The sequence below is a fragment of the Methanobacterium sp. genome, assembly GCF_038562635.1.
Lineage (GTDB): Archaea > Methanobacteriota > Methanobacteria > Methanobacteriales > Methanobacteriaceae > Methanobacterium_D.
Genome location: NZ_JBCFBO010000001.1, coordinates 1831423 through 1853504, shown reverse-complemented (window position 1 = coordinate 1853504; position 22082 = coordinate 1831423). Strand labels below are relative to the sequence as shown.

The following is a 22082-nucleotide window of genomic DNA, read 5'->3' as shown; positions in this document are numbered from 1 at the left end:
AAAAAGGGTATAGGAATCTGGTTTAACCCAGATACCTTAAAAAGACATCTTATTCGTGAATAAGGAGGTTTATGGTAGATCCATTTCGATGTCTTTTTTATTATTTATTTTTTACAACAACAATGACTGGTTCTTTTTCATATATAAAATTTACTTTAATTTTTTTAAACTAAACTTGAAAAAATAGATAATATTAAATATCACTTATACTTGATTTTTATTCAAGTATACTTGAATAAGAGGATACTTGCTAAAAAATTTTGGAGGTTGAAGAAAGTACTTCGTATTTTCTGAACCCCAAAAAATAAAAATTTTGGAGGTTGAAAAAAATCTCTTTCGAGATTTTCTGAACCCCAAAAAATAAAAATTTTGGAGGTTGAAAAAAATCTCTTTCGAGATTTTCTAAACCCCAAAAAATTAGAGATTTTTTGGAGGTGAAAAAGATTAAAAAACAAGCGATTTTATTAATCATTACATTTGTTTTCGTGCTAGCTCTATGTGGAGGAGTATCAGCAGCAAATTCACAGGGAGGTAATGATACAGGTCAATTTCAAATAAACAATTCAATATCAAACTCTAATAATATTAAAAGTACAGAACAACCTGTTGATCCAGAAATCACCTTGAATGTTACTTTAGAACATCCAGAGGCTCTTTCTGGTAACAAACTACCAACTGTAAAAGTAAAAGACACCAGTGGGAAAACTATTACTAATGTGAATGTTGTTAAGGTTAAAAATAATCAGTATAAGGTTAATTTTATCAGTGATAAAACAAGTTTCAAACTGACTGTGGGTGCCTTAGGGCATGTGTCTCAAACAGTGAATGTATTAGTCTCACAGAGAGATGCCACGGATCCTGTACTTTATGGTGATACATCTGTAAATTTGAGGGCATATAACCTGCTTATAATAAGTGGATCTTCGTCCTATGCCAAGCCGTTCGTTGATTCCAACAAGAAACTCAGGGACAAGGGCTACTACTTCAACATGAAATTCTTCACCAGCACGGATTTAACATCTGCAGACACCAAAGCGAAGATAAAACACTCGGCATCCAAGGCGGATCTCATAGTCATAGAGATGATAAGTGAATCCGGCACACTTTCAAATTTAATGCCGCTTCTGCAGGATTCAAAGGCTAAAATAATGGCTTTAAGATGTGGTGTTGCATTTTTAAATAACGACAGCATCGATTCCAATGACACAGAGCTTCGTACCTACTGGGACGGAACCGGTACAGACAACATGGAAAGGTTCCAGCTCAGAGCACTTCAAAGGGTTGGCATGTATGTTGAACCCTCTGAAAACCTGAGCGTCATAAACTATCCAACCGAGTTCATATACCATCCAGACTCAACCACACCACAGTTTACAACCTGGAACGACTACCTGAAATGGTACACTCAGAGCGGACACTACAAGTCTGGTAAGGCATGGGTAGGTATAATGATGTACGCCTCTACATTCTTCAATGGAAACGGTGAAATGTCCATCAGTATACTAAGAAGCCTGGAAGCCAAGGGCTTGAATGTGGTTCTGGCTATAACAGCATCAAGTGACACTGCCCGGGCAAATGCCATAACAAAATACTTTTTGAATGGTAACTCCTCTCGTATAGGTGCCCTTGTGGCATGTGTTGGTTACAATATCATATACAATAACCCTCAAAACAGCACAGATCTTCTGAAAAAGATGAATGTGCCAATATTTGCCCCTATATATGCTTCAGACCTTGAAGCTTGGAAGAACAGTTCTTCAGGACTTTCCAGTGAAGTTTACTGGCAGGTTGCAATGCCTGAAATGGAAGGAAGGATCGAACCTATCATTATGGGAGGGGTTGAATCTGCAGAAACTGATCCATACACAGGAATCGTTGTCAAAAATTACCAGCCACTACCGGATAGGATAGAAAGAATAACTAACCGGGTTTATAACTGGATATTACTTCAAACACTCCCTAACAATGCGAAAAAGATAGCAATTATTTACTATAACACTGCAGGGGGCAAAGATGGAGTCGGTGCTTCATATCTCAACGTTCCTGAGAGTATATCAGCAATACTCCAAGCACTTAAAGCATCAGGGTACAAAGTATCAGGCAACTATTCAGTTGAATCTATAATTAACCTGTTCCTGACAGCTGGAAATAACGTGGGTTCATGGGCTCCAGGAGAGCTTAAAAAGGTTGTGGATGCAGGTGCAATAACCATACCTCTCAGTGAATACATGAAATGGTTTAATACATTACCTAAAGAACTTAAAGACGAAGTAATTGCTAAATGGGGTCCTGCCCCAGGTAATGTCATGGTATATAATGGTAAAATTGTTTTACCTGGTATCATGCTGGGTAACATATTCATTGGTGCACAGCCGATGAGGGGATGGGGAGAAAACTCCACAGACATCGCCCACTCATCAACGCTACCGCCCACTCATCAATACATTGCATTCTACATGTGGTTGCAGAAGAATATGGGCGCCAATGCAGTTATACACATGGGAACACACGGGACCCTGGAATGGTTGCCGGGAAAAAGTGTGGGACTTGGTGAAGACGACTGGCCAGATATTCTTCTTGGAGATATGCCTAACATCTACCCTTATATTGTTGATAACACTGGAGAAGGAACTCAGGCTAAACGAAGGGGTTACGCAGTGATAATTGATCACCTCACAGCTCCACTCATAATTTCAGGTCTCTATGGGGATCTTTCGACCCTTCAGGATCTCATAAACAGCTATGACAATACGGCAGACAAACAGCGTAAAACAGCTCTGGAAAAACAGATCAGAGCACTTGTAACTAAACTGAATCTGGATCAGGATATTGATCTCAACATGAACACTGCAAACTTCGAAACAATTAAAAATGAAGTTGAACACCATTTAGAGGATCTTGCAGCCACACTCATGCCCTATGGACTCCATACATTTGGAGTTGCATTGAATGGCACCATCTTGGATCAGATGGTCGAATCCATAGTGAGCTTTGATCCTGCAAACCGAGACAATGCGGAGTTCCGAGCAAAAATAAGGGCGGCAATATCTCAAAACTATGAAATGGAGGCTCTGCTTGCAGCTTTGAATGGAGAATTCGTATCACCTGCTCTGGGTGGTGATCCAATTCGTAAACCAGATGTGCTTCCGACAGGTTCCAATTTCTATTCCTTTGACCCAAGATCAGCTCCAGATCAAGCAGCTTGGGAGATAGGTAAAAAAATGGCTGATGACATGCTAAAAGATTACTACAAGAAAAATGGACACTACCCTGAAACAGTGGGAGTTGTGCTCTGGTCAACTGAAACCATGCGTACTAATGGTCAGACCATAGCTATGATACTCCGGTACATGGGTTTGGAACCAGTATGGAAGTCCGGTAGATTCGTAGGTGTTAAGGTAACTCCGTTGAGTGAGCTCCAGAGGCCCCGTGTCGATGTAGTTGTAACAATAAGCGGTCTCTTCAGGGATACATTCTCTTACACCATAGACATTCTGGATAACGCCTTCCGTCAGGTCGCAAACCTGTCTGAGAGCACCAGCAACAACTTCGTTAAGAAGCACTACCAGAACAACTATAACAAGTATGTGAACAGTGGCATGAGCTCTAAAGATGCAGATATCCTGGCAGGGGCCAGAATATTTGGAGAAGCGCCTGGAAGTTATGGAACTGGAGTTGCAGCACAGGTACCATCCACGTCCAAGTGGAAAGATCAGTCTGATCTCGTGGACACATACCTCTCAAGGATGTCCTACATCTATGGTGCAGGGACTTATGGTTTACAGGGACTTCAGGCGTTCAAGGATCAGCTGAAAACTGTACAGGCAACTGTACAGGTGAGGGACAACAATTATGGAGTTTTAGACAACGACGATGTTTACCAGTATCTGGGTGGTCTTTCAATGGCTGTAAAAAGCCTTTCTGGGAATGATGCCAGTGTTTACATTGCCAACACACGGTTAAATCCAAAGATAGAGACATTGGATAACTTTTTAGCCACTGAGTTCCGAACCAGACTTGCAAATCCTAAGTGGAAAGAGGGAATGCTTAACGAAGGATTTTCAGGTGCCCATGAAATTGCAAATGAGATAAGTTACATGTTTGCATGGGATGCAGTGCAGCCCAACGTAGTTAAGGATTGGATGTACGAAACCCTGGCTAAAGATTACATGACCAATCCGGATGTCCGCAGTGCCCTGCTTAAATCGAACCCCTACGCATATACGTCTATATTGGGATGGATGCTTGAGGCAAACCGGAGAAACATGTGGAGTGCTGAAAAGGCTACCTTAACTGAACTTGCTAATCAATATATTAATTACGCTAATCAGTATGGTGTTACCTGCTGCCACCACACGTGTGCTAACATTGATTTCAGCAATTTTGTGGTGATGAGCTCTTCATTGAGCACGGCTCAGCTTAAACAGTTCGCGGATATGATGAATAAGGCTACTAGTCAAACTTTAACTGTAGACTCTAAAGGGGCAAATTCACAGAATGAAAATTCTGATAAAGGCCAATCTAGTACAGGTAAAGGCAGTGGCAGCGCCGGTTCTTCTGGAAGCGGCGTGGGAAGTGTTGGAGCAGCAGCGGTTACAGCTGCAACTAAAAGTGCTTCAAGCAGTAACAGTGCTTCAGTAGCTTCAGGTAGTAAAAATGCCTATGAAGTATCTACAGCAGCTTCTAGTGGTGCGTCAGGATCTTCAGGAGTTCCGGCACTGGCTATAATTGGTGTAATATCAATTTTATGCATGCTTGGCCTTGGTTACTTCAAAAAAGATATTTTAAACCTGTTAAAACAGTCTAAAAAATAAATTTTCCTTTTTTTTATTTTTTTGAATTTTATTGACTGAAAATTGGAATTGTCTGGAGGGTATCGGATTTGGCGAAATGCTGTAATAAAAATAAGTATATTTTGAGCTTTTAGGTAATAACTGTTCTATAATTATTACTAATATTTGAAATAAATACCAGAAGTAATAATTTTAATTAAATAGTATTATTTTTTGGGGGAAATAAAAGCTAAAAGTAATAATAAAAATGAAATAGAAAGTATTATATTGAATTAAACTATAAAAAGTGGGTTGATTACTATGTTAGAGTTATTATGGCAAATGGGAATATTATCTACAGTTTTAGTGTTCGGTATTAAGATCGGGCTTGCATCTGGATTTGCTGGGCTTTCAAAAAAGGCTGCAGTGGCAGTATCAGCTGTTTACGGTCTTGGAATATTTATATTAGCATTTTTAGTTTCGGGACACACTGATATTGTTTATAAGGTTGTGTATGATTATAATTTCGCTATATTTTTAGCTATGTCAGTAATAATTATGTATGCAGGTTTTCACACCATTAGGGAGTGGAAAGTGCATCGTAAGAATCATGCTAAGGCATCATGTGCTGCAATGATTGCACCGTGTCCGTGCTGTTTTGGGGCAGTTATAGCAGCTATAGTGCTGGCTTCTCCATTTATAGGAGTTTCTACAGCGTTTGTTGGGGATTATGCGGCTGTTTTCCTTAGTATAACTATACTTGCTTTTTATTTTGCATCTGGTGCAATAGTAAAGGTTTTAAAAAAGCCTTACCCTGTTTTACTGGGTAATTTCATGCTTTTTGTTGGCCTTTACTTTTTAGCTTCTGCTATAGTTATTCCAAATATAAGTACAGTTCTTCAATCTCAAATGAGTCCTTTAACTGTTCCATCTGCAGAAACACTGATTTATGCATTACTAATTGTTGTAGTACTTGTATTTACAGGATTTTATGTGACAAAAAAGAGGAGTATTTTAATACAAAAATAAATGAGGTGATTTAATGGCGACAATTCCTGGAAGCGAAGCATTAAGCGCAGCTTTGCATGTTATATCCCAGAGTCTTCTTATACCGGTTATTATAGGTTTGCTAGCCTTTATGGTTTATGCGATAGTTAGTTTTGGAGGTTTACTCTCTGAATATTCAAGCAGGGTTAAATTTGAAGTGGGGGACGTTAAAAAACTTATAAAAGACATGTCAAACCCTGGCACCCCAGAACATGTACTGGAAGTGGTTGAAAAAAGTGATTTATCTGAAAATCATAAGGAGATACTGGTGAGTATTGTAGAGTCTGATGATTTAGGCTTAAAATCAAGGGAATCCCTTGCAAGAAAGTTAATTGAAAATGAAGAATATAAAATAGCTAAAAGTCTTGAGAAGACAGATATTGTAACACGGCTTGGCCCAACCCTTGGACTTATGGGTACATTAATACCAATGGGTCCGGGTTTAGCAGCTTTAGGGGGTGGAGATATAAACACTCTTGCCCAGGCGATTATAATAGCTTTTGATACCACTGTTGTTGGTTTAGCTGCTGGAGGTATTGCATATGTTATTTCTAAGGTTAGAAGACGTTGGTATGAAGATAACCTTTCAACCCTTGAAACACTGGCAGAATCTGTTCTGGAGGTCTTAGAAAATGCTTCGAAAAAACCGGCGCAGATTACTTAACACCTCTGAAGAAGACCCAATGGCAGGCACCTCTAATTTAGTAGATGCAATGCTTGTTTTATCCGTGGGGTTCCTTATATTTCTGGTCGTGTCATGGAACATGCAGAGTGTTGTTTTCAGTGATTCAACCCCAGAAGAGAAAAAACAGACCATGGAGGCCATGAAGAAAGCCGCTGAAATTCAACAGGGTAAACAACTCAACAGTACACCACAAAGCCAATCAGGACAAGGAAAGGGTTACGTTCAAATGGGAACGGTATATAAGGACCCTAGCAGCGGTAAATTGATTATGGTTGAGGGTTGACGGTTACTTTTTTATATTTTTTCATCTATTTTTTTAAGATAGGTTAAGCTGAGTTTTAGGTTAGTATAGATCTAAATACGATCAGAAATTGTCATTTATTTCTTTTTTATTGCATGGCTGAAATGGTATGTTATTACATTTTCAATTAAAAATAGAACCGTCGTAATACTTTTTTATTACTTTTAATGATAAAATAATGGTCTTTGTAATACTGATGGAAAGCTTTATATGATTAAAAATTAAAAGGCATAGACGGAGAGTTTAAGGGTCATAGGGCGTTAAAATGGAGTATTAACTTTCATCCTCTAGAATTAGGTTTAGTAATACTTCATTAACTTAAAAGTGATCCTTATAAAGTAAAAGGAGGATTGAAAAATATGCATATACCAAATGGATTTATACCTTTGTGGCAGTGTGCCATTTATTTTGTTATTCTTATTGTGGCATTATACTTCTCACAGAAATGGGCCAGAAAGAACCTTGATGAAAAGTCGGTTCCTTTAATGGCAGTTTTAGCTGCGGGTATATTTGCTATAATGTCCATGAATATTCCTATAGCATTTGGAACGAGCGGGCATATGGTAGGAGGAGCATTAGTCGCACTTGTATTTTGTGCTCCAGAGGCCGCGGTTATAGTGTTCACGTTAGTACTACTTGTTCAAGGTTTATTCTTCGGAGATGGAGGATTAACAGTAATAGGTGCTAATGTACTTAACATGGGAATTATAGGTGGTTTCGTGGGACTTTTCACATTTAAAGCCCTAAGAAAATCAATAGGAAAAATAGCAGCCATAGCTGTAGCATCATGGTTATCTATTTTCTTGGCAGCAGAAGCTGTTGCAGTAGAAATGTGGCTTGCCGGAACATTCCCACTTGTACCTGGACTTGAAATGATGGGAATATACCATGCGCTAATAGGAATCATCGAAGCAGTTTTAACAGTAGTAGTAATCATGGGACTTGAAAGTGTAAGACCTGATTTACTTGCATGGAACCGAAAAAAGAATGTTGAAGAAGTTAAATCTGAATCTATGGAGGCTGCAGCAAAATGAGTCCTAAAGACAAAAAATTAGTCCTGGGAGGATTAGTAATCTGCATAATAATTGCTGTTTTAGCGCCATTTATAGCTTCAAGCAATCCTGATGGACTTGAAAAGACTGCAGAAGACGTATCTACGACTGAAGAGTCAGGAATTTATGAGGCACCAATGCCAGATTATACTATACCATTTTTAGGTGAAGATAATCCTTATGGTGGAATAGTGGCATTGATTGTAGGTGTTCTAATAACTTTAGGACTTGGATACATCGCAGCAATCTTCTTAAGAAATAGAAACCCACCTGAAGCATTAAGATAAAATCAATTTCTATCCCTTGAAACCTTGTTTTCGAGGGCTGTTAAAAATCATAGATTTTTAACGCTTGAAACGAAATTTTAAGTGCCGCAGAAATTTCATGAATTTCTGCAGGATTTTCACAATCTTTGATTGTGATACCTCGAAATCATAGATTTCAAGGGTTTACTTTTTTTTATTTAAATTATAATTTTTCAAGAACTGTACCGTAAAAAACAGCTATTTTTTCAATCATTTCCAGATCTTTATCTGTATAATCCTTTTTAGGATTGCCGATGACAATTTGGCCGGTAATTGCGCCTGTTGAAAATACAGGAACAGATAAAAACTGTTTTACAGGAGTATGCCCTTCTGGAATTCCATGCGCAGCTTCATGACCAGTAACATCTTGGGTGTAAAATGATTTCCCTGTATCCAGTGAATATCCCAGAAGTCCGCCGTAGGTCCCATCTTTTCTTACTGGAAACCTTGCTTCACCAATTTCTTCGTACATATCGCATTCATGTGTCATTTTAGTGAATGAAATACCTACACTATCTTTATTTTCAGGATCTACATAGGCTACATAACAGTATTTGCTTTCAGTTAATTTAACTGCCTCTTCTAATATGATATCTGAAATTTCTTTAAGAGAAAAGGATAAAAGGGCATTTAAAATATCTTTTATGTGGTCTATGTCTTCATCATAAGTATATGATTCAATAAGTTCAGTCAAGGTTTTCTTGACTTTATTAGATTTATTCAAGCGTTTTGAGTTTCCTTTTCCCCTCATTTTTTCAACACTGCATAATCTTTACTCTTATTATCTGTTTATTATCTATTAATATTTTTTATGCAAAAAGGATAATAACTGAAGAGAAATAATAAATACTAAAGATGATTTTGGTGCTGTGATTTATTTAATGAATAGCTGGTAAAACAGAGAATAAGGAAGTGGCCATATGGAAAGCTATGATTTAATTGATAAATTAGATGGTGAAACTAAAGATAATATAGCCCGGATTCTATGGATGCAGGAATTTAATGCCGAAGAGATCCCTGAAGGAATAATTAAAAGATTGATAAGTGAAAAAAATAGTAATGAAAGTTTTGGAGAGAGAATGCAGTATTTGTTAGAAGAGAGATTAAAACGCCCCGATTCATTCACTCCGAGCTACAAAAATGTTTATAAAACTTTAATTAAGCATTCTAAATCACTTTCACCCCATCAAGCATATGCGATGACATTTTTTTTAGGTATGGACAGTTCTAAGGGTTATAATCCAATACCTGCAAATGCTGATTTTAAAATTCCTCGCGATGATGCTCCTCAATGGGATTATCAATTAGGCTGGCATTTTATTGTAGGAAGCTGTGTTGGCGAGAATGGGAAAGAATACGGTGTTCAATTTATGTTCTGGCAATACGCATTACTTCCTGTAGATATAGCAAAGCATTTTGGACTTTCTGATATTGAAAATCAGGTTATTGAATTACACATTGCTGTAAGTGAAGCTGGAGGAGAACATTACCGTTCTAAACCTATTGTAGTTGCAGGCACAACTGGATTAGTAGATTTCTCAAATAATCCATTTAATTATACGTTGGGTAAGAATGAAATAAAGTCATTAAATGAAGACAGCACATTCCCCATGCAAATAAAGGGAAAAGGCTTTGATTTAAATCCAGATTCGCCATCCGAAATTGAAGTGGATATTACACTCACACAGACCAAAGAATATTTACTTCAGGGTAAAGAGGGATGTGATCCCTGCTGTGGAGGAGTTGGAACGCTTTATTATTCTGTACCTAACATTAGAGTTGATCCAGATAGAAGTGTTTTGAGAATCAACGGAGATGAGATTTCCCTGAAAAGCGGCAAGTTCTGGTATGACCATCAATGGTGTAATGGAATGCTCCCGGCAGGCAGCCCCCGAGTAAAAGTTTTAAGGGCGGCTAATAATATGAACAAAAAAGCTGCAGGAGGATGGGATTGGTTCATGGCCCAATTTAAGGGAGATAGAGAGTTAACAATGGCATCTATCCATTCACATGAAATGATGCAGTTTCTTAATCAAACTGGGCCAAATTCCCCTGGAACAATGGATGTTGAGGCATCAGGAAAATATGTAGATGAGAAAAATAACTCTAAAAATGTTAAAGGCAGATTAAAGATAACTGAATGGATAAAAAGTGATAAATCACAGGATACAGATTTATATCCTATCACAAATGTATGGTATCCTCAAAAATGGGAATTTAGCTTTGGTGAAGATGTTCCAGAAGATATGAGGGATTTTGTCATGGTCCCAATTGTCAGCGGAGGCCAATCTGGATTCTTTGCAAATGGATTACATTATTCAGAAGGTGCAGTATATTTAAAAGATCCAGAGGGACATTCAATTGGCAGAGGTTTTGCAGAATCAACTGGTTATGCGGATCCTATATTAAACAGGCTCAAATTAGCTGGACTTCCAGCAACAGAGGAAATGCGGGATAAACTTGAAATACCTGAACCTTCATCATTTTTAAAGCTAATTAGTTCTTTATATATTTTATGGCCTTCAAATAAGTCTAAATTAAAGAAATTACTTACCAATTGTGTGGATACTTTGTAAAAATTATTTTTATATGAAAATAGTATGTGGGGGTTAAAAGTGGAAGAAGAAGGAAAAACATTTGAATACAAAACATTGGTAAATATGGGATATGCAATAAGCATACTGGTGCTGCTTTTAGGGATATATTTCATCAAAAATGGATATATGCAGGGTTTTGCAGCGTCCATAGTGCCTGTAATTTTTGGAGCATATATTTTATCTAAGGGTGATAAAACTGCTTCACGCTATGGTTGGGGGCTTATATTGATATTTATGGCATATATACTTACATATATAGGCTATTTTGTCAAATAAAATTTTTAATTTTAAATAACCCCTATTTTTTTAAGCTTTTAGGGCTATAAATTCAATTTTGAGTATACAGGATCAGCTTTGTCTATAATTTTGATTATTTTACCAGTTATATGTTCTAATAGAATTTCTAAGCCGTTTTCTACCTTAACGAACTTACGCCCTTCTTTTTGAAATGATTTTTCTACTTTCAGGATTTTAAATGGGATAATGCCGAGTATTTTAGCTTTTGAAAACCAGTAAAACGATACAGGGCAAATTTGGGGCCATAAAATCAGATCACCAACTTTGACGGATTCAGGATTTTCTTCAATAAAAAGCAGATCATTTTTAAAAGCAAATGGCTCGACATCTTCTTTTAATTTTAAAATAATTGTTTTATTATATTTTAAAGGCCTATTATATTTTTTCAAGAGCTTTGATAGATATCTTGTAGTTATAATCTCTAAATTATCCTTTAAATCAATGTCTTCACGTATATTATCTTGAACTCCTCTTTCAAATGCACCTGTAAGTCTGATCCATGCGTCTAACTCATTACAAAAAGTGTTCTTACTTGTAGTTCGCATTGGACATTTCCAGCAGTACTTATCCTTCAAAATTTTCTGTATTTTCCCTTGGAATTCTTTTGAAACTTTGCTGAATTCGTCTAATGTATCTGAAAGTTCTCCCATTGAAATCACTTATAGAATGATAATTCGACTTTAATTCAGGTTACTCTTATATTTTCATTTTTTATAAGATCTCATTTAAAAAGTGATACTTCTGATTTTGAAGGGTTTAATGTGAGTTATGGAATAAACTCATAAAATGAATGGTATATGTCGTTGAATTATATTCGATGTTCCCTTGAGATTTCGCTGCTTCATCTAATGCATCTGAAACCTCTCCCATATAAATCACTCAATTTCTTTGACCTTTTACATTTTAAATCAGTAAATATCCTATTTTTTCGTAGTCATGATTATTTTAGGCTTTTTTTAGCTAAAATAACTTTATTTAACCACTGTTTTGATATTATTTAATATGGAATATTATCTGCTAGCTATTTTTTCAAGGTTTTCATAAGCCCAGATTTTCGTGCATAATGGAATAGATACAGCTGAGTATAACCTGCATAATTTCCAAATCGTTCTATACCAAATTTCCTCATTTTAGGATTACTTACATTTTTCCCGTCAAAATAAAGCTTGGCAACGATTCTACTTATCCATATATCTACTGGAAATGCTTTTCCAAATCCATAGCCATAAAGAAGAATACAGTCACCTACCTTTGGTCCCACTCCTGGAATTTTGAGTATCGTGTCGAAGGCATTTTCATAATTCATTTTGCTAATTTCATGTAGATTTATTTCATTTTGAACCATTTCAGATGCTTTAATTATATATTTTGATCTGTAACCTACACGGCAGCTTCTAAGGTCTTTCCATGATGTCCGTGTTTTAAGCAGTTCTGGATTACATGTTTCTTCATCAAATTCATGTTCTGGGGCATTTGCAAGTATTTGGGGGCTAGGAAAAGAGTAGAATGTACCTGATGAGAATTTGTATTCATCTCCAAATTTTTCCTTTAATAGGTTTATAGCTTTGTTCCACTGCCTTATGGAGTTATGGGCAGATGTTATGGAGCATACAACTGATTCAAATATATTATCCGCTTTAAATAGCCTTAATCCTTTACAAAAATCGATTGTAGGTTCCAGTTTGGGGTCACTCCTTAAAAAATCGTATAATTTGGGGAGATCATCGTTTAACCCAAAAATTTCCATTATTTTAGCTTTAATGTATTCTTTTTCTATTTCTTCTTTAGATTCAGCTATTATGTCAATGGGATCATCAGTATTAGGAGCATGGGATATTTTTACAAGACAAGGCTTATTTTTTACAGATATTAATTCTTGAAAATATTTTCCCTTCTTTTCCCAGGCGGGCTGGGAAGTTTGGCCGCTTCCAATAGTAAGTTCAATATCAAATGGACCTTTAAATTCATGGGCTTCTATTTTAAATCTGGTTTTCATAATGCATCGTTATTATTTAAGATCATCAAATTACAATAATTTTTCTAAAACCCGTACATGATTCTCTTTGGAAGATTCTATTTTTAGGATATTGAAAAATTCTTGATTTCATCGGCAGTGAGTTTAAATATTACAATACAGCAACTGTATAGCATAGGGGATAAGGTGATTGAATGTATTGTCCAAAATGCGGAAAAGAGAGTACGGAAGATGATAATTTTTGTATTTCTTGCGGTGAAGAATTGAGCTCGTATAAAAATATGGAAAATTTACACAATATTAATGTGAAATCAAACCCTGATTATGGAAACAAAATTAGTAAAGGGGATATGAGTCATAGTCACTCTAGAAAACCTGTTGAAAATAGTGAAATTCAACTGGCAAGCTTAGGAAGTAGAATCGCCGCTTATATAATTGATACAGTACTTGTATTCGTATTGGTTGTACTTGTTTTAAGCGTATTAGCCATGTATTTTACAGATGATTCGTATAACTTACTTGCATATTTAGTGTATGCACTTGTCTTTTTTGGATATTTTATTTTATTAGAAGGGCCTTTAGGCAAAGGGAGGACTATTGGAAAAAGAACGCTTAAACTAAGAGTTGTAAAAAAAGATCAGAGCATGATTGGTTATGGTGCAAGTTTTGGAAGAAATATTTTAAGATTAATAGATGGGCTTTTCTTTTACATTATAGGAATGATTCTCATATCTGACAGTGATTTAAATCAGAGATTAGGGGATAGGGCAGCAGATACTATTGTAATAAAAGAAAATGATTATGAGAATAAATCCAGACCACCAACTAGTTTGGGATATAGTTGATATCCTAAATTTATTTTTTGCTATAAAATTAAGTAATAATGCAACAGTATCTATAGATTTAGAAAATTGCCCCTAAAAAGTCCAATGCTAGCCGAGAAGCGACCTGTGATGTTATATTCCCTGCATCATAGAGAGGGTTAACTTCAACAACATCAAAACCAATTATGTTACCTTTACCCGGTAAATTTTGTAGTATTTCTCTCATTTGCAGGTAACTTAAACCTCCTGGCTCTGGAGTACCTGTTCCAGGCACTGCAGAGATATCAAGGGCGTCAATATCAAGGGTTACATAGATATTTTCGGTTTCAGGTATTTCTCCAAGTGTCCATTGGATTCCATTTTTAAAGACATTGGAAGCAGTTATAATTTTGGAGTTGTATTTTTTGGCTTCGTCATAATTTGCTTTTCTATCGGTAAATCCACGAATCCCAATTTGTGTGATATTATTAACTGTCTTAAGGCCAGATGCGCGTTTAATTGGGCTTGCATGGGAAAATTTAACATTTGATACATTGTCTGTAAAATCGAGGTGAGTATCAAAATGAACTATGTCAAAGTCGACATCGAATGCTTCAAGAATTGGAAAAGTAATTGAATGATCACCACCAAAACATACAGGAAAAACATTGCTTTCTATAATTTTTTTGAAGGTATCGTAGATCATCTTCATATTGGTGGCTGTGGATGTAGGTAGGATAGGTACATCTCCATAATCTATGAGAGTTACACCATGGAGGATATGCTTTTTTTGCTCTAGATCATAGGCACCTTCATCAGAATGCATGTAAATTCCATAATTTTGGGATGCAATACGGACTGCACGAGGTCCAAAGCGCGTTCCAGATCGATTTGTAGTGCCCTGGTCAAATGGGATTCCAATTAGAGCCACATCCACGTTTTTTAAGTTAGTTGTGTGCTGGAGTTTGTAGAATGTTGGAATTCCTGAATATGGGAATTTATTTTCAATTTCTTTGGGATTCATCTTATTTCTCCAGCAATTTAACCACAAATGTATAATAAAATTAGTAAAATACGGATTTTAAATTTAGTAAGGTAATTAAGGGGAATCAGGGATAAGATTGCAAAATTAGATTTTATTTTATGTGTTCTATAAAATGAATTCCATTTTCGTTGATTGCATATTTTTTATTCCTTTTAACCTCAACATCTATTAAACCCATATTCTCTAATTCTTGAAGGTACTGGTAAACTGTTGATTCAGAATATTTTTTCCTTTTACCTTTAGATTTAGAATATGAACGACTTAGGAGAGTTAGAAGATGGTTAAATGTAATGCCATTATTTTTACTTAAAACTTCAAGTATTCTTATCTTTGTACTACCAAAACGATGAGCAGGATTTACAGGAAGGAAAACAGGTCCACCTTTGTCTAAAACATATAACGGTGTGGATGCCTGGAATTGTGTTAAATAATAAGCTACGTAGAGATCAAGTTTATCTTCGCTAGCTATGAAATAGGGGTCTTCAACTTCTTCAAAAACATTTTTAATTTCGCCTACAACTTCATGGAAGTCGCCTTGTAAATTAATAACTTTATAACCATCTTTTTCTCTTTCAGCGTCTTTCGACAACATTATAACTTCATCGGCCTGAAAATCTTCCTTTTTAAGGATGTTTTGGATAATTTCAGGCCTTTTGATTGTTGTTATAAGACTTGGCATTTAAAACCTCCGTGTTTTTATTATATTATGATATTATGTTTTTTCATTAATATTAAATTTATAGTTTTTATTACTCATTGTGAATTCAGTCACCATAATAATGAACTCATATAAAAAAGTTTTTAGGCATATAAATAAAACGAAAAAATTTAGTAGAATTCGGATGTTTAAAAATAGGAATTTATTTCTGGCATTTTTTAGATTAAAGAGATAATTTGAGATTTTTAAAGAGAATAATTTTTTTAAAGAGATTATATACACCCCAAACTTTGTAATGTGGCTTAAAATCACTTTTAAATGAAGATATGCCCAAGACTTTAAATACAAATTAGCTTAAAAGCTTCATAAAACGGGCACCGTTATTATTCGGGTAATATAATCCTTCTTTTGTGAGTATTATGGCTTTGTCTATTGTATTCTCATTTGCTCATGGATATAAGCGATATTTTCGGAATGTCTTATTATTGTTGCAATGCCAGTCGTATAAAACACACTATAGTGTAATATGTATTATTTAGTATTACTAAATATATAAAATTTATTATTAACAGGGGGATCAGTTACAATAAAAATAATTTTATTTAAAAGGTATTTAATCACTGTAAAATAGGTAAAGAATGTAAAGAATTTATAAATACATGAATAATTAATTGTCATATCTCCCAAATTCAAATAATAATCTAAATTTTATTCATTAAACTGTAAATACGACTGAAAATTATAAAAAAATTTAAATTTTAAAGAAAAAGAGAAAGTTTTATTTATCATGGTGGTGGTGTTTTTTAACGCTTCTAATGCTAATTTCTAAAAAGTCGCCAACATCTACATCTGCAACCTCTAAAAGAACTTCTGGTACAATTACATCTTTTCCTGTCCTTTTAACTAGTGATTTGTAGCCTTTCATATGGTGCCGGTGGTATCTTCCAGGATGTCCTGGGTGATGGTTACAATCACAGTTTCTATCCTCACACATATAGAATCACCTTCCTTTTTAAGTCGCTCATGTCTGGATTATTGTGCAAATAGTTACTATTTAAATTATTATGTAATTTGTTGATTAAATAAATGGATTTTTTTTAAATAAGTTCAACTTAGATTAACCAGTATGGAAAAATTTTTTATTTTTTCCGATTGAAAAAACTTTCAAGTCCAAAGGTCTTCAAAATCTAGGATTTTGAGACCTGGAAAACAAAGCTTACAAACATGAAACTTACAAAAAACCACAGGTTTTTGTGGTCGAGGAAATTTAACTAACAAATCATTAAAAAATCTCTGATTTTTTATGCGTAAAAAATGCATAGCATTTTTACAGCTGTCAAAATTTGCAATTTTGACGCGACAAATCGAAAGATTTGTCAGCTTTGATTTGTTGCCCCCGAAATCATAGATTTCGAGGGTTTCCTCCGGCAAAAGAAAATGTTGCACATTTTCTTAAGCTTCGTTCTGTGGCTGCAAAAACATAGTTTTTGCAAGCTTTGTTTTTTTCAATATAACATTTTAATGAAGTATAAACCATGCACATAATAATGGACAGGAGCGTTTTAGTTAAGGTATATTATGCTGTTTAAAAAATAAATTTTTTTGTAAAAATTTGTTAGATGGATTAACGGCTTTTGTTTGGATTCTAACCTAATGGCTGCTACTTTAACATATTTGCTAGATTAAGTGCCCATCCCCTTATTTCGTCCCAATCTCGGTAATCGATACGTTTACTAGTATCTATCTCCTGTTTATCCAGTCCTTTTTTGATAATGAACTTGGTGGCTAATTTATACATTAAACCGTGGCTGGCATTTGGGTCGTATACGCTTCCAAAAAGTCCTGTAGCTACAGGTTCACCCGATAAATATTTTAGAGCCACTTCATCCAGGTATTTTTCCTGTCCTTCTGTTATGGTTTCTTCCATGTTGGCGGCACCGCATGTGACAAAAAGTGCCACCTTTTTATCTGAAAGGGCAGATTTATTATCTTCCATGAATTTAAGCGATCCTTTGGTCCATTTGCCTATTTTGATCCCACTTCCCATAATTACCATGTCATAAGGTGGAATATCGTAGTTTTTAATGCCCTTAGAATCTACTAAATCAACTTCAATACCTTCCCTTTCTATAACTTTTCTTATTTCTTCTGCAATTTCGGCGGCTGTGCCGTATCTTGTCCCATAAATGAGTAACACTTTCATTTTAATTACCTTGTAATACACTTTTATTTACATTACTCTTCATTTTTACAGGTCTGCAGCTGCTTCCCTGTTTTTAGGTTCAATATGCCCATTTTTGTATAATGGATTGTTTATCCTGTTGTAGAATAAAATTGAGATTAAAATTCCTGCAACAGTTATTATTGCAAAGAAGATAACCTGTCCTGTTGCCGGACTTACTCCATTTTGTGCCATGAAGAATATCATGGATAGTATAGCAGTTCCCATAAGTGATGCTTTTATTAAAAGTAGAGATACAAGAGCATATCCCCATGATTTACCTTTTAGGATTAATATGCCTGCAAGTAGAGTAGCGGGGAAAACCACTCCTATGTCCAGGGCTTGAATAACCAGTGTAGTGTAACTTTCCAGTGCAGCTGGAGCAATACCTGTTAATAACGAATCAACTATCATTTTTACCCACATTAGAGCTATCATTGCTCCTGAAAAGATTAAAAATGCTCCTGCTATTTTGCTGGTTTTTCCAGGGGTGATACTTTCCTTGATAGTTTTTACATTCAGTGATAGCAGCCCATAAATGAAAGTGTACAGTGATAGAGAAAATAAAGCCACGTACACCAGGAATAACTGGTTATATGATGCTAAAAAGGACATTGATGCATAAGAATAAAGGAAATAAAACAGAGTTCCCATCCAGATTAAATTGCCTTTAAGTGAATTCTTTTGGATTAAATAAAGAGATCCCATAAGTATTGGAATACCTATTATCAGTGTAATTAAGTCCTGGCCCATAGCTTGAGCTGCCATGGAAATTGTTTCGTGTTTATACAGTCCTTTCCAGAATAAGCCGGATAAAGTTGCTATACCTGCAAGAACAGCGATAAAAATTGAATTTATATATACTACTTTTTTGTCCATTTTTTCCCTCCAAAGGTAATATATTACTTGTATAGGTAATATATTACCAAAGTATATAAAGGTTGTGGTTATGATTTAAACAATATAAATAAAGACTTTAAAATGGATATAAACATAAAATGAGATGTATAGTATCTTATATTTAGTAAAAATACGTATATTTTTGTATTTTTTAGATTAAAATTTTAGTTAGAATTAAAAATCAAAAATATAATGCTCTTAACAGAGCATTATTTCATTTATAACCCCATTAACTTTCTTGATGTATTGATCCTGTAAGATAGCCTCCTAGAGCAATTACTCCAAGGATAACTGGATAAACAATAAGTCTTTCAGTTCCCCCTGTACCAAATACCATAAAAGGGCTCATGTCCTGCAGGATAATTACAAGCAGAATATCAATAAATGCAACTGCACCAAGCACTATAAGAACATATTTAAGCAGTGAATCCCGTAAAATAGTGAAAGAAGCCAGCATTGCTAAACTTCCAAAGAGAAAGGATGTCATTGCAAAAATAACATGAACATTTCCAGTGTATCCTGGAAATATGCCTACTCCAATGGCTCCAATTCCAAGAAGGCCTAAAAGTACTGGGAAAATTTTGCCGTGGTATCGTTTATATATAAAGTAAGCAGCTATAAAAACCAGTAAACCTGCTACAAATACAGTTACATTGAAAATAGTTGATGAAGGTTCATGTATTGGCAGATCTGCCAGGGAACTCAGATCATATTTCGCTGTATTATAGCCGGGATACAATGTTTCAGCAATACTTACAAGTAACATGAATTGAATACCACTGATAACCATTAATAAACCGGCTGTTTTTTGATAAAGGATAGATTTAGTTTCATTTTTAGACATATTTCATGCCTCCACTAGATTACGTGACACTTTTTAACTATGCAATAATTATTCTGATTATGAGATGGCTTATACCTACTTCAAATATTGAAATTAAGTCAGCTCTGTCCTAGCAAACCATTTACAAATTCACTAGCCTTTTGATTGATGGTATTTGTATCTACAAACTTCATTACATCTGCTACCTGGTATATATTAGTGTTATTCAAAGCTATTTCTTTTTTGATGAATGCAGTGTTATTACTGTTTGCAGCAACTGATCCTGTGGTAAATACACCAATTTTTGCTTCTTTAGGTGGAGTTATATCTGATAAATATGATTGTAATGAACTTGCAGGTTGTCCAGCATAAACTGGCCCTCCAATAACAATAACATTATATCCGGTTGTATTCATGACGTTTGAACTTTTAATGCCTGCTAAAGTGACTGTATATCCTTTTGCTTGTAGATCACCTGCAATTACTGCGGCCACGTTTTTCGCTGTCCCTGTAATTCCTGGATCGTAGACCACCAACGCTTTCCCGGTTGAGGTTCCGTTGGGATTTAAAGTTTGTGAACCTGTTGCTGTATAGCTCATAACATCTCCCATTACAAGACCTATAGATGCGAAAGCTATCAAAACGATTAAAACTATTCCTAGTCCCACATATTTTGCTACTTTCTTCTTTTCCATTTTGATCCCCTTTTTCTAATATGGTATGGAGTTGTAGCGATGCTCTATTTATAGTTCACTGGATTAAATTTTTAAAAATGATATAAATATTTTAAAACTTAGTAATGGTGTTTAAAATTAATCACATGAACCATAGCTTTGGTTAAAATATTAAAAAATAGCTAAACAATTGTTATTTTAAAAATATAAAGAGTTTAATTTTAAGATGTTACCTTAGAATTTCCATGAATCTGGAGCCTTTATCGTTGAGTGAGTATTTGTTACCTTCACTGTTAATTAAATCAGCGCTTTCAAGCTCATGCAAATACTGGTTGATGGTTAATTTTGAATATGTATCTTTCCTGCCCCTGCCTCCTGACTCTCTGGTTAAATGGCTTACAACGTCGTCAGGCTCGGACTGGTTATGGTCATGTAAATATTCCATTATCTGCTTTTTAACATGAGTAAATGCATGTGAAGTGCTCATTGGCAATAATATAAGTTTATCATCATCTAAAACGTAGAATGGAATTGTTTTTTGGAGTTGAGCTAGATAATAAGTCACATACATGTCGAGTTCATTTTCGCCTGCAATGAAGCAGGGCTCTGGGGTAAGGTCAAAAACACATTTAATATCATGCAGTATTTCGAAGAAGTCTCCTTCTAAAAATTTGATAGTGTATCCCTCTCTTTCAACATTTAAAAGCCCGTGAATATCACCTTTGGTTAAAATTATCACGTTTTCAGCTTCAATTTCTTTCTTTTTAAGAATAAAATGAATATCTTCAGGATCTTTAATTGTTGTTATAATATCTGGCATGGAAAACACCTCGCATCTAATACTATGTTAACTTAATAGTAATAAAATTATAGTTTTTATTACTACTTTGAACTGAATAGATGAATATGCAGGCCTGTTGCAAATTAAAGGGAGTATAAGAGTTTAAAATGGATTGGATACATGTTTTAATAGTTTAATTAAGTTAACAGGCTAGAAACTGCCAAAATTTAAATCCAATTAAATAAACATGAATCCTCTGATAAGGAAGAAAAAGCTCAGAATTAGGTATACTGTAGTTGTAAAATAGTCGCCGTAATTAACTATCCAGTTACGGGCAGGAGTTAATACTTTTCTTGCTCTACTTGCAAATATTAAATAAATAATAAACGGTATTTCAACCACTAAAAGTGTAATAATACCTAATATAATAACTGTTTCTGCAGCTAGTGCAAATCCTGGATTCGAAAGCCCAATAAGAGTGCCTGCCTGAAGTACAAGAATATCTGTAACGAAACTGGCCAGGAAAGCGATGAATCCAAAGTAGAAAAATTTTATGAAGGTTGAAGAAGTCTTATCTTCTCGAAGTGAACTTACAAATCCGATAAGGCCACCTTCTCGAGATTCTTCACGGATAAAAATACTTTTCAATGCTATAATAATCAGAATACTGCCTAAAACAACTTCAGTTATGGCACCGATGTGGATTGTACCCAGGGCTACAGCAGAAAGGCCACTGCCAATATACATGCCTGAAAATGCCACAATAAGGAAAAATATAATCGCGCCAAACAAATAGGAGAATGAAGCTAAGCGCGGGCTTCTTGTGGGAGAAACGGTAGTTAATATTGTGGCTAAGATAACAGGGCTTACTGCTGCACCTAGGGCGTAGGGTAGAATGCTGGCAATTAAGGAGTTCAGTTCAGGCATTAATTATATTATGTTCTTTGATAGTAATAAATTTGTATGTTTTATTACTAATGTGTAGGCATATGTCATGATTCGAATAAATTAAAATTAGTTGAATATGTTAATCTGGAATAAATACAAAGGTGAGCATTATAAAATTTTAATCAAAAATAGAATTAGCCGCTGGCTCCTTTCCAACTTGTTAATTATATGGGACACAGCAGAGGATATTATAGACTA

Annotated in this window: 21 protein-coding genes; 9 read left to right on the top strand and 12 right to left on the bottom strand. The window is 35.1% G+C overall.

From position 1 onward, the window contains the following. The first annotated feature begins 434 nt into the window (after positions 1 to 434). From AAGU07_RS08940 to AAGU07_RS08915, 6 genes are all read left to right on the top strand, one after another. Positions 435 to 4814 carry a cobaltochelatase subunit CobN gene (locus tag AAGU07_RS08940; RefSeq protein WP_342458760.1) on the top strand — a complete coding sequence of 1460 codons (4380 nt, stop codon included), beginning with the start codon at positions 435 to 437 and terminating at the stop codon, positions 4812 to 4814. Between the two features lie 279 nt (positions 4815 to 5093). After that, positions 5094 to 5801 (top strand): DUF2162 domain-containing protein, encoded by a 708-nt coding sequence (locus tag AAGU07_RS08935; protein WP_342458759.1) that lies wholly within the window; start codon positions 5094 to 5096, stop codon positions 5799 to 5801. 13 nt (positions 5802 to 5814) lie between these two features. Further along, positions 5815 to 6483: a MotA/TolQ/ExbB proton channel family protein gene (locus AAGU07_RS08930; RefSeq protein ID WP_342458758.1), complete on the top strand. Its 669-nt coding sequence runs from the start codon at positions 5815 to 5817 to the stop codon at positions 6481 to 6483. Continuing rightward, the gene (locus AAGU07_RS08925) at positions 6452 to 6787 is read left to right on the top strand and encodes a DUF2149 domain-containing protein (RefSeq protein ID WP_342458757.1); all 336 of its coding nucleotides are present in this window, start codon (positions 6452 to 6454) and stop codon (positions 6785 to 6787) included. Before AAGU07_RS08930 ends, AAGU07_RS08925 begins: the two co-directional genes overlap by 32 nt. Positions 6788 to 7164: 377 nt before the next feature. Continuing rightward, on the top strand, positions 7165 to 7839 hold the full coding sequence (gene cbiM / locus AAGU07_RS08920; RefSeq protein ID WP_342458756.1) for a cobalt transporter CbiM: 675 nt from the start codon (positions 7165 to 7167) through the stop codon (positions 7837 to 7839). Beyond that, on the top strand, positions 7836 to 8144 hold the full coding sequence (locus tag AAGU07_RS08915; RefSeq protein ID WP_342458755.1) for a PDGLE domain-containing protein: 309 nt from the start codon (positions 7836 to 7838) through the stop codon (positions 8142 to 8144). Before cbiM ends, AAGU07_RS08915 begins: the two co-directional genes overlap by 4 nt. A 181-nt stretch (positions 8145 to 8325) precedes the next feature. Here AAGU07_RS08915 and AAGU07_RS08910 read toward each other — a convergent pair whose 3' ends face one another. Continuing rightward, the gene (locus AAGU07_RS08910) at positions 8326 to 8913 is read right to left on the bottom strand and encodes a GAF domain-containing protein (RefSeq protein WP_342458754.1); all 588 of its coding nucleotides are present in this window, start codon (positions 8911 to 8913) and stop codon (positions 8326 to 8328) included. 169 nt (positions 8914 to 9082) lie between these two features. Here AAGU07_RS08910 and AAGU07_RS08905 point away from each other — a divergent pair, with 169 nt between their 5' ends. Continuing rightward, positions 9083 to 10738, top strand: coding sequence for a lipocalin-like domain-containing protein (locus tag AAGU07_RS08905; protein ID WP_342458753.1), 1656 nt, complete (start codon positions 9083 to 9085; stop codon positions 10736 to 10738). A gap of 39 nt (positions 10739 to 10777) precedes the next feature. Further along, positions 10778 to 11035 (top strand): hypothetical protein, encoded by a 258-nt coding sequence (locus AAGU07_RS08900; RefSeq protein ID WP_342458752.1) that lies wholly within the window; start codon positions 10778 to 10780, stop codon positions 11033 to 11035. Positions 11036 to 11079: 44 nt separating this feature from the next. Here AAGU07_RS08900 and AAGU07_RS08895 read toward each other — a convergent pair whose 3' ends face one another. Next, entirely contained in the window at positions 11080 to 11706 is a 627-nt protein-coding gene (locus AAGU07_RS08895) for a hypothetical protein (protein WP_342458751.1), read from the bottom strand. Between the two features lie 371 nt (positions 11707 to 12077). Then, the gene (locus AAGU07_RS08890; RefSeq protein WP_342458750.1) at positions 12078 to 13052 is read right to left on the bottom strand and encodes a DNA glycosylase; all 975 of its coding nucleotides are present in this window, start codon (positions 13050 to 13052) and stop codon (positions 12078 to 12080) included. 173 nt (positions 13053 to 13225) lie between these two features. Here AAGU07_RS08890 and AAGU07_RS08885 point away from each other — a divergent pair, with 173 nt between their 5' ends. Beyond that, positions 13226 to 13876 (top strand): RDD family protein, encoded by a 651-nt coding sequence (locus tag AAGU07_RS08885; RefSeq protein ID WP_342458749.1) that lies wholly within the window; start codon positions 13226 to 13228, stop codon positions 13874 to 13876. 58 nt (positions 13877 to 13934) lie between these two features. Here AAGU07_RS08885 and speB read toward each other — a convergent pair whose 3' ends face one another. The 9 genes from speB to AAGU07_RS08840 form a co-directional block, all read right to left on the bottom strand. After that, positions 13935 to 14858 carry an agmatinase gene (speB, locus tag AAGU07_RS08880; RefSeq protein ID WP_342458748.1) on the bottom strand — a complete coding sequence of 308 codons (924 nt, stop codon included), beginning with the start codon at positions 14856 to 14858 and terminating at the stop codon, positions 13935 to 13937. 112 nt (positions 14859 to 14970) lie between these two features. Further along, entirely contained in the window at positions 14971 to 15558 is a 588-nt protein-coding gene (locus AAGU07_RS08875) for a hypothetical protein (protein ID WP_342458747.1), read from the bottom strand. Between the two features lie 757 nt (positions 15559 to 16315). Continuing rightward, positions 16316 to 16531 (bottom strand): hypothetical protein, encoded by a 216-nt coding sequence (locus tag AAGU07_RS08870; protein WP_342458746.1) that lies wholly within the window; start codon positions 16529 to 16531, stop codon positions 16316 to 16318. A 666-nt stretch (positions 16532 to 17197) separates the two neighbouring features. Next, positions 17198 to 17740 (bottom strand): flavodoxin domain-containing protein, encoded by a 543-nt coding sequence (locus AAGU07_RS08865; RefSeq protein ID WP_342458745.1) that lies wholly within the window; start codon positions 17738 to 17740, stop codon positions 17198 to 17200. Positions 17741 to 17785: 45 nt separating this feature from the next. Further along, positions 17786 to 18637, bottom strand: coding sequence for a hypothetical protein (locus AAGU07_RS08860; RefSeq protein WP_342458744.1), 852 nt, complete (start codon positions 18635 to 18637; stop codon positions 17786 to 17788). A 250-nt stretch (positions 18638 to 18887) separates the two neighbouring features. Next, positions 18888 to 19502 carry a DUF998 domain-containing protein gene (locus AAGU07_RS08855; protein ID WP_342458743.1) on the bottom strand — a complete coding sequence of 205 codons (615 nt, stop codon included), beginning with the start codon at positions 19500 to 19502 and terminating at the stop codon, positions 18888 to 18890. A 98-nt stretch (positions 19503 to 19600) separates the two neighbouring features. Further along, positions 19601 to 20176, bottom strand: a complete 576-nt coding sequence (locus AAGU07_RS08850; RefSeq protein WP_342458742.1) for a flavodoxin domain-containing protein — start codon at positions 20174 to 20176, stop codon at positions 19601 to 19603. A 208-nt stretch (positions 20177 to 20384) separates the two neighbouring features. Then, positions 20385 to 20975 (bottom strand): hypothetical protein, encoded by a 591-nt coding sequence (locus AAGU07_RS08845; protein WP_342458741.1) that lies wholly within the window; start codon positions 20973 to 20975, stop codon positions 20385 to 20387. 198 nt (positions 20976 to 21173) lie between these two features. Beyond that, the gene (locus tag AAGU07_RS08840) at positions 21174 to 21863 is read right to left on the bottom strand and encodes a GAP family protein (protein WP_342458740.1); all 690 of its coding nucleotides are present in this window, start codon (positions 21861 to 21863) and stop codon (positions 21174 to 21176) included. Positions 21864 to 22082 lie beyond the last annotated feature (219 nt).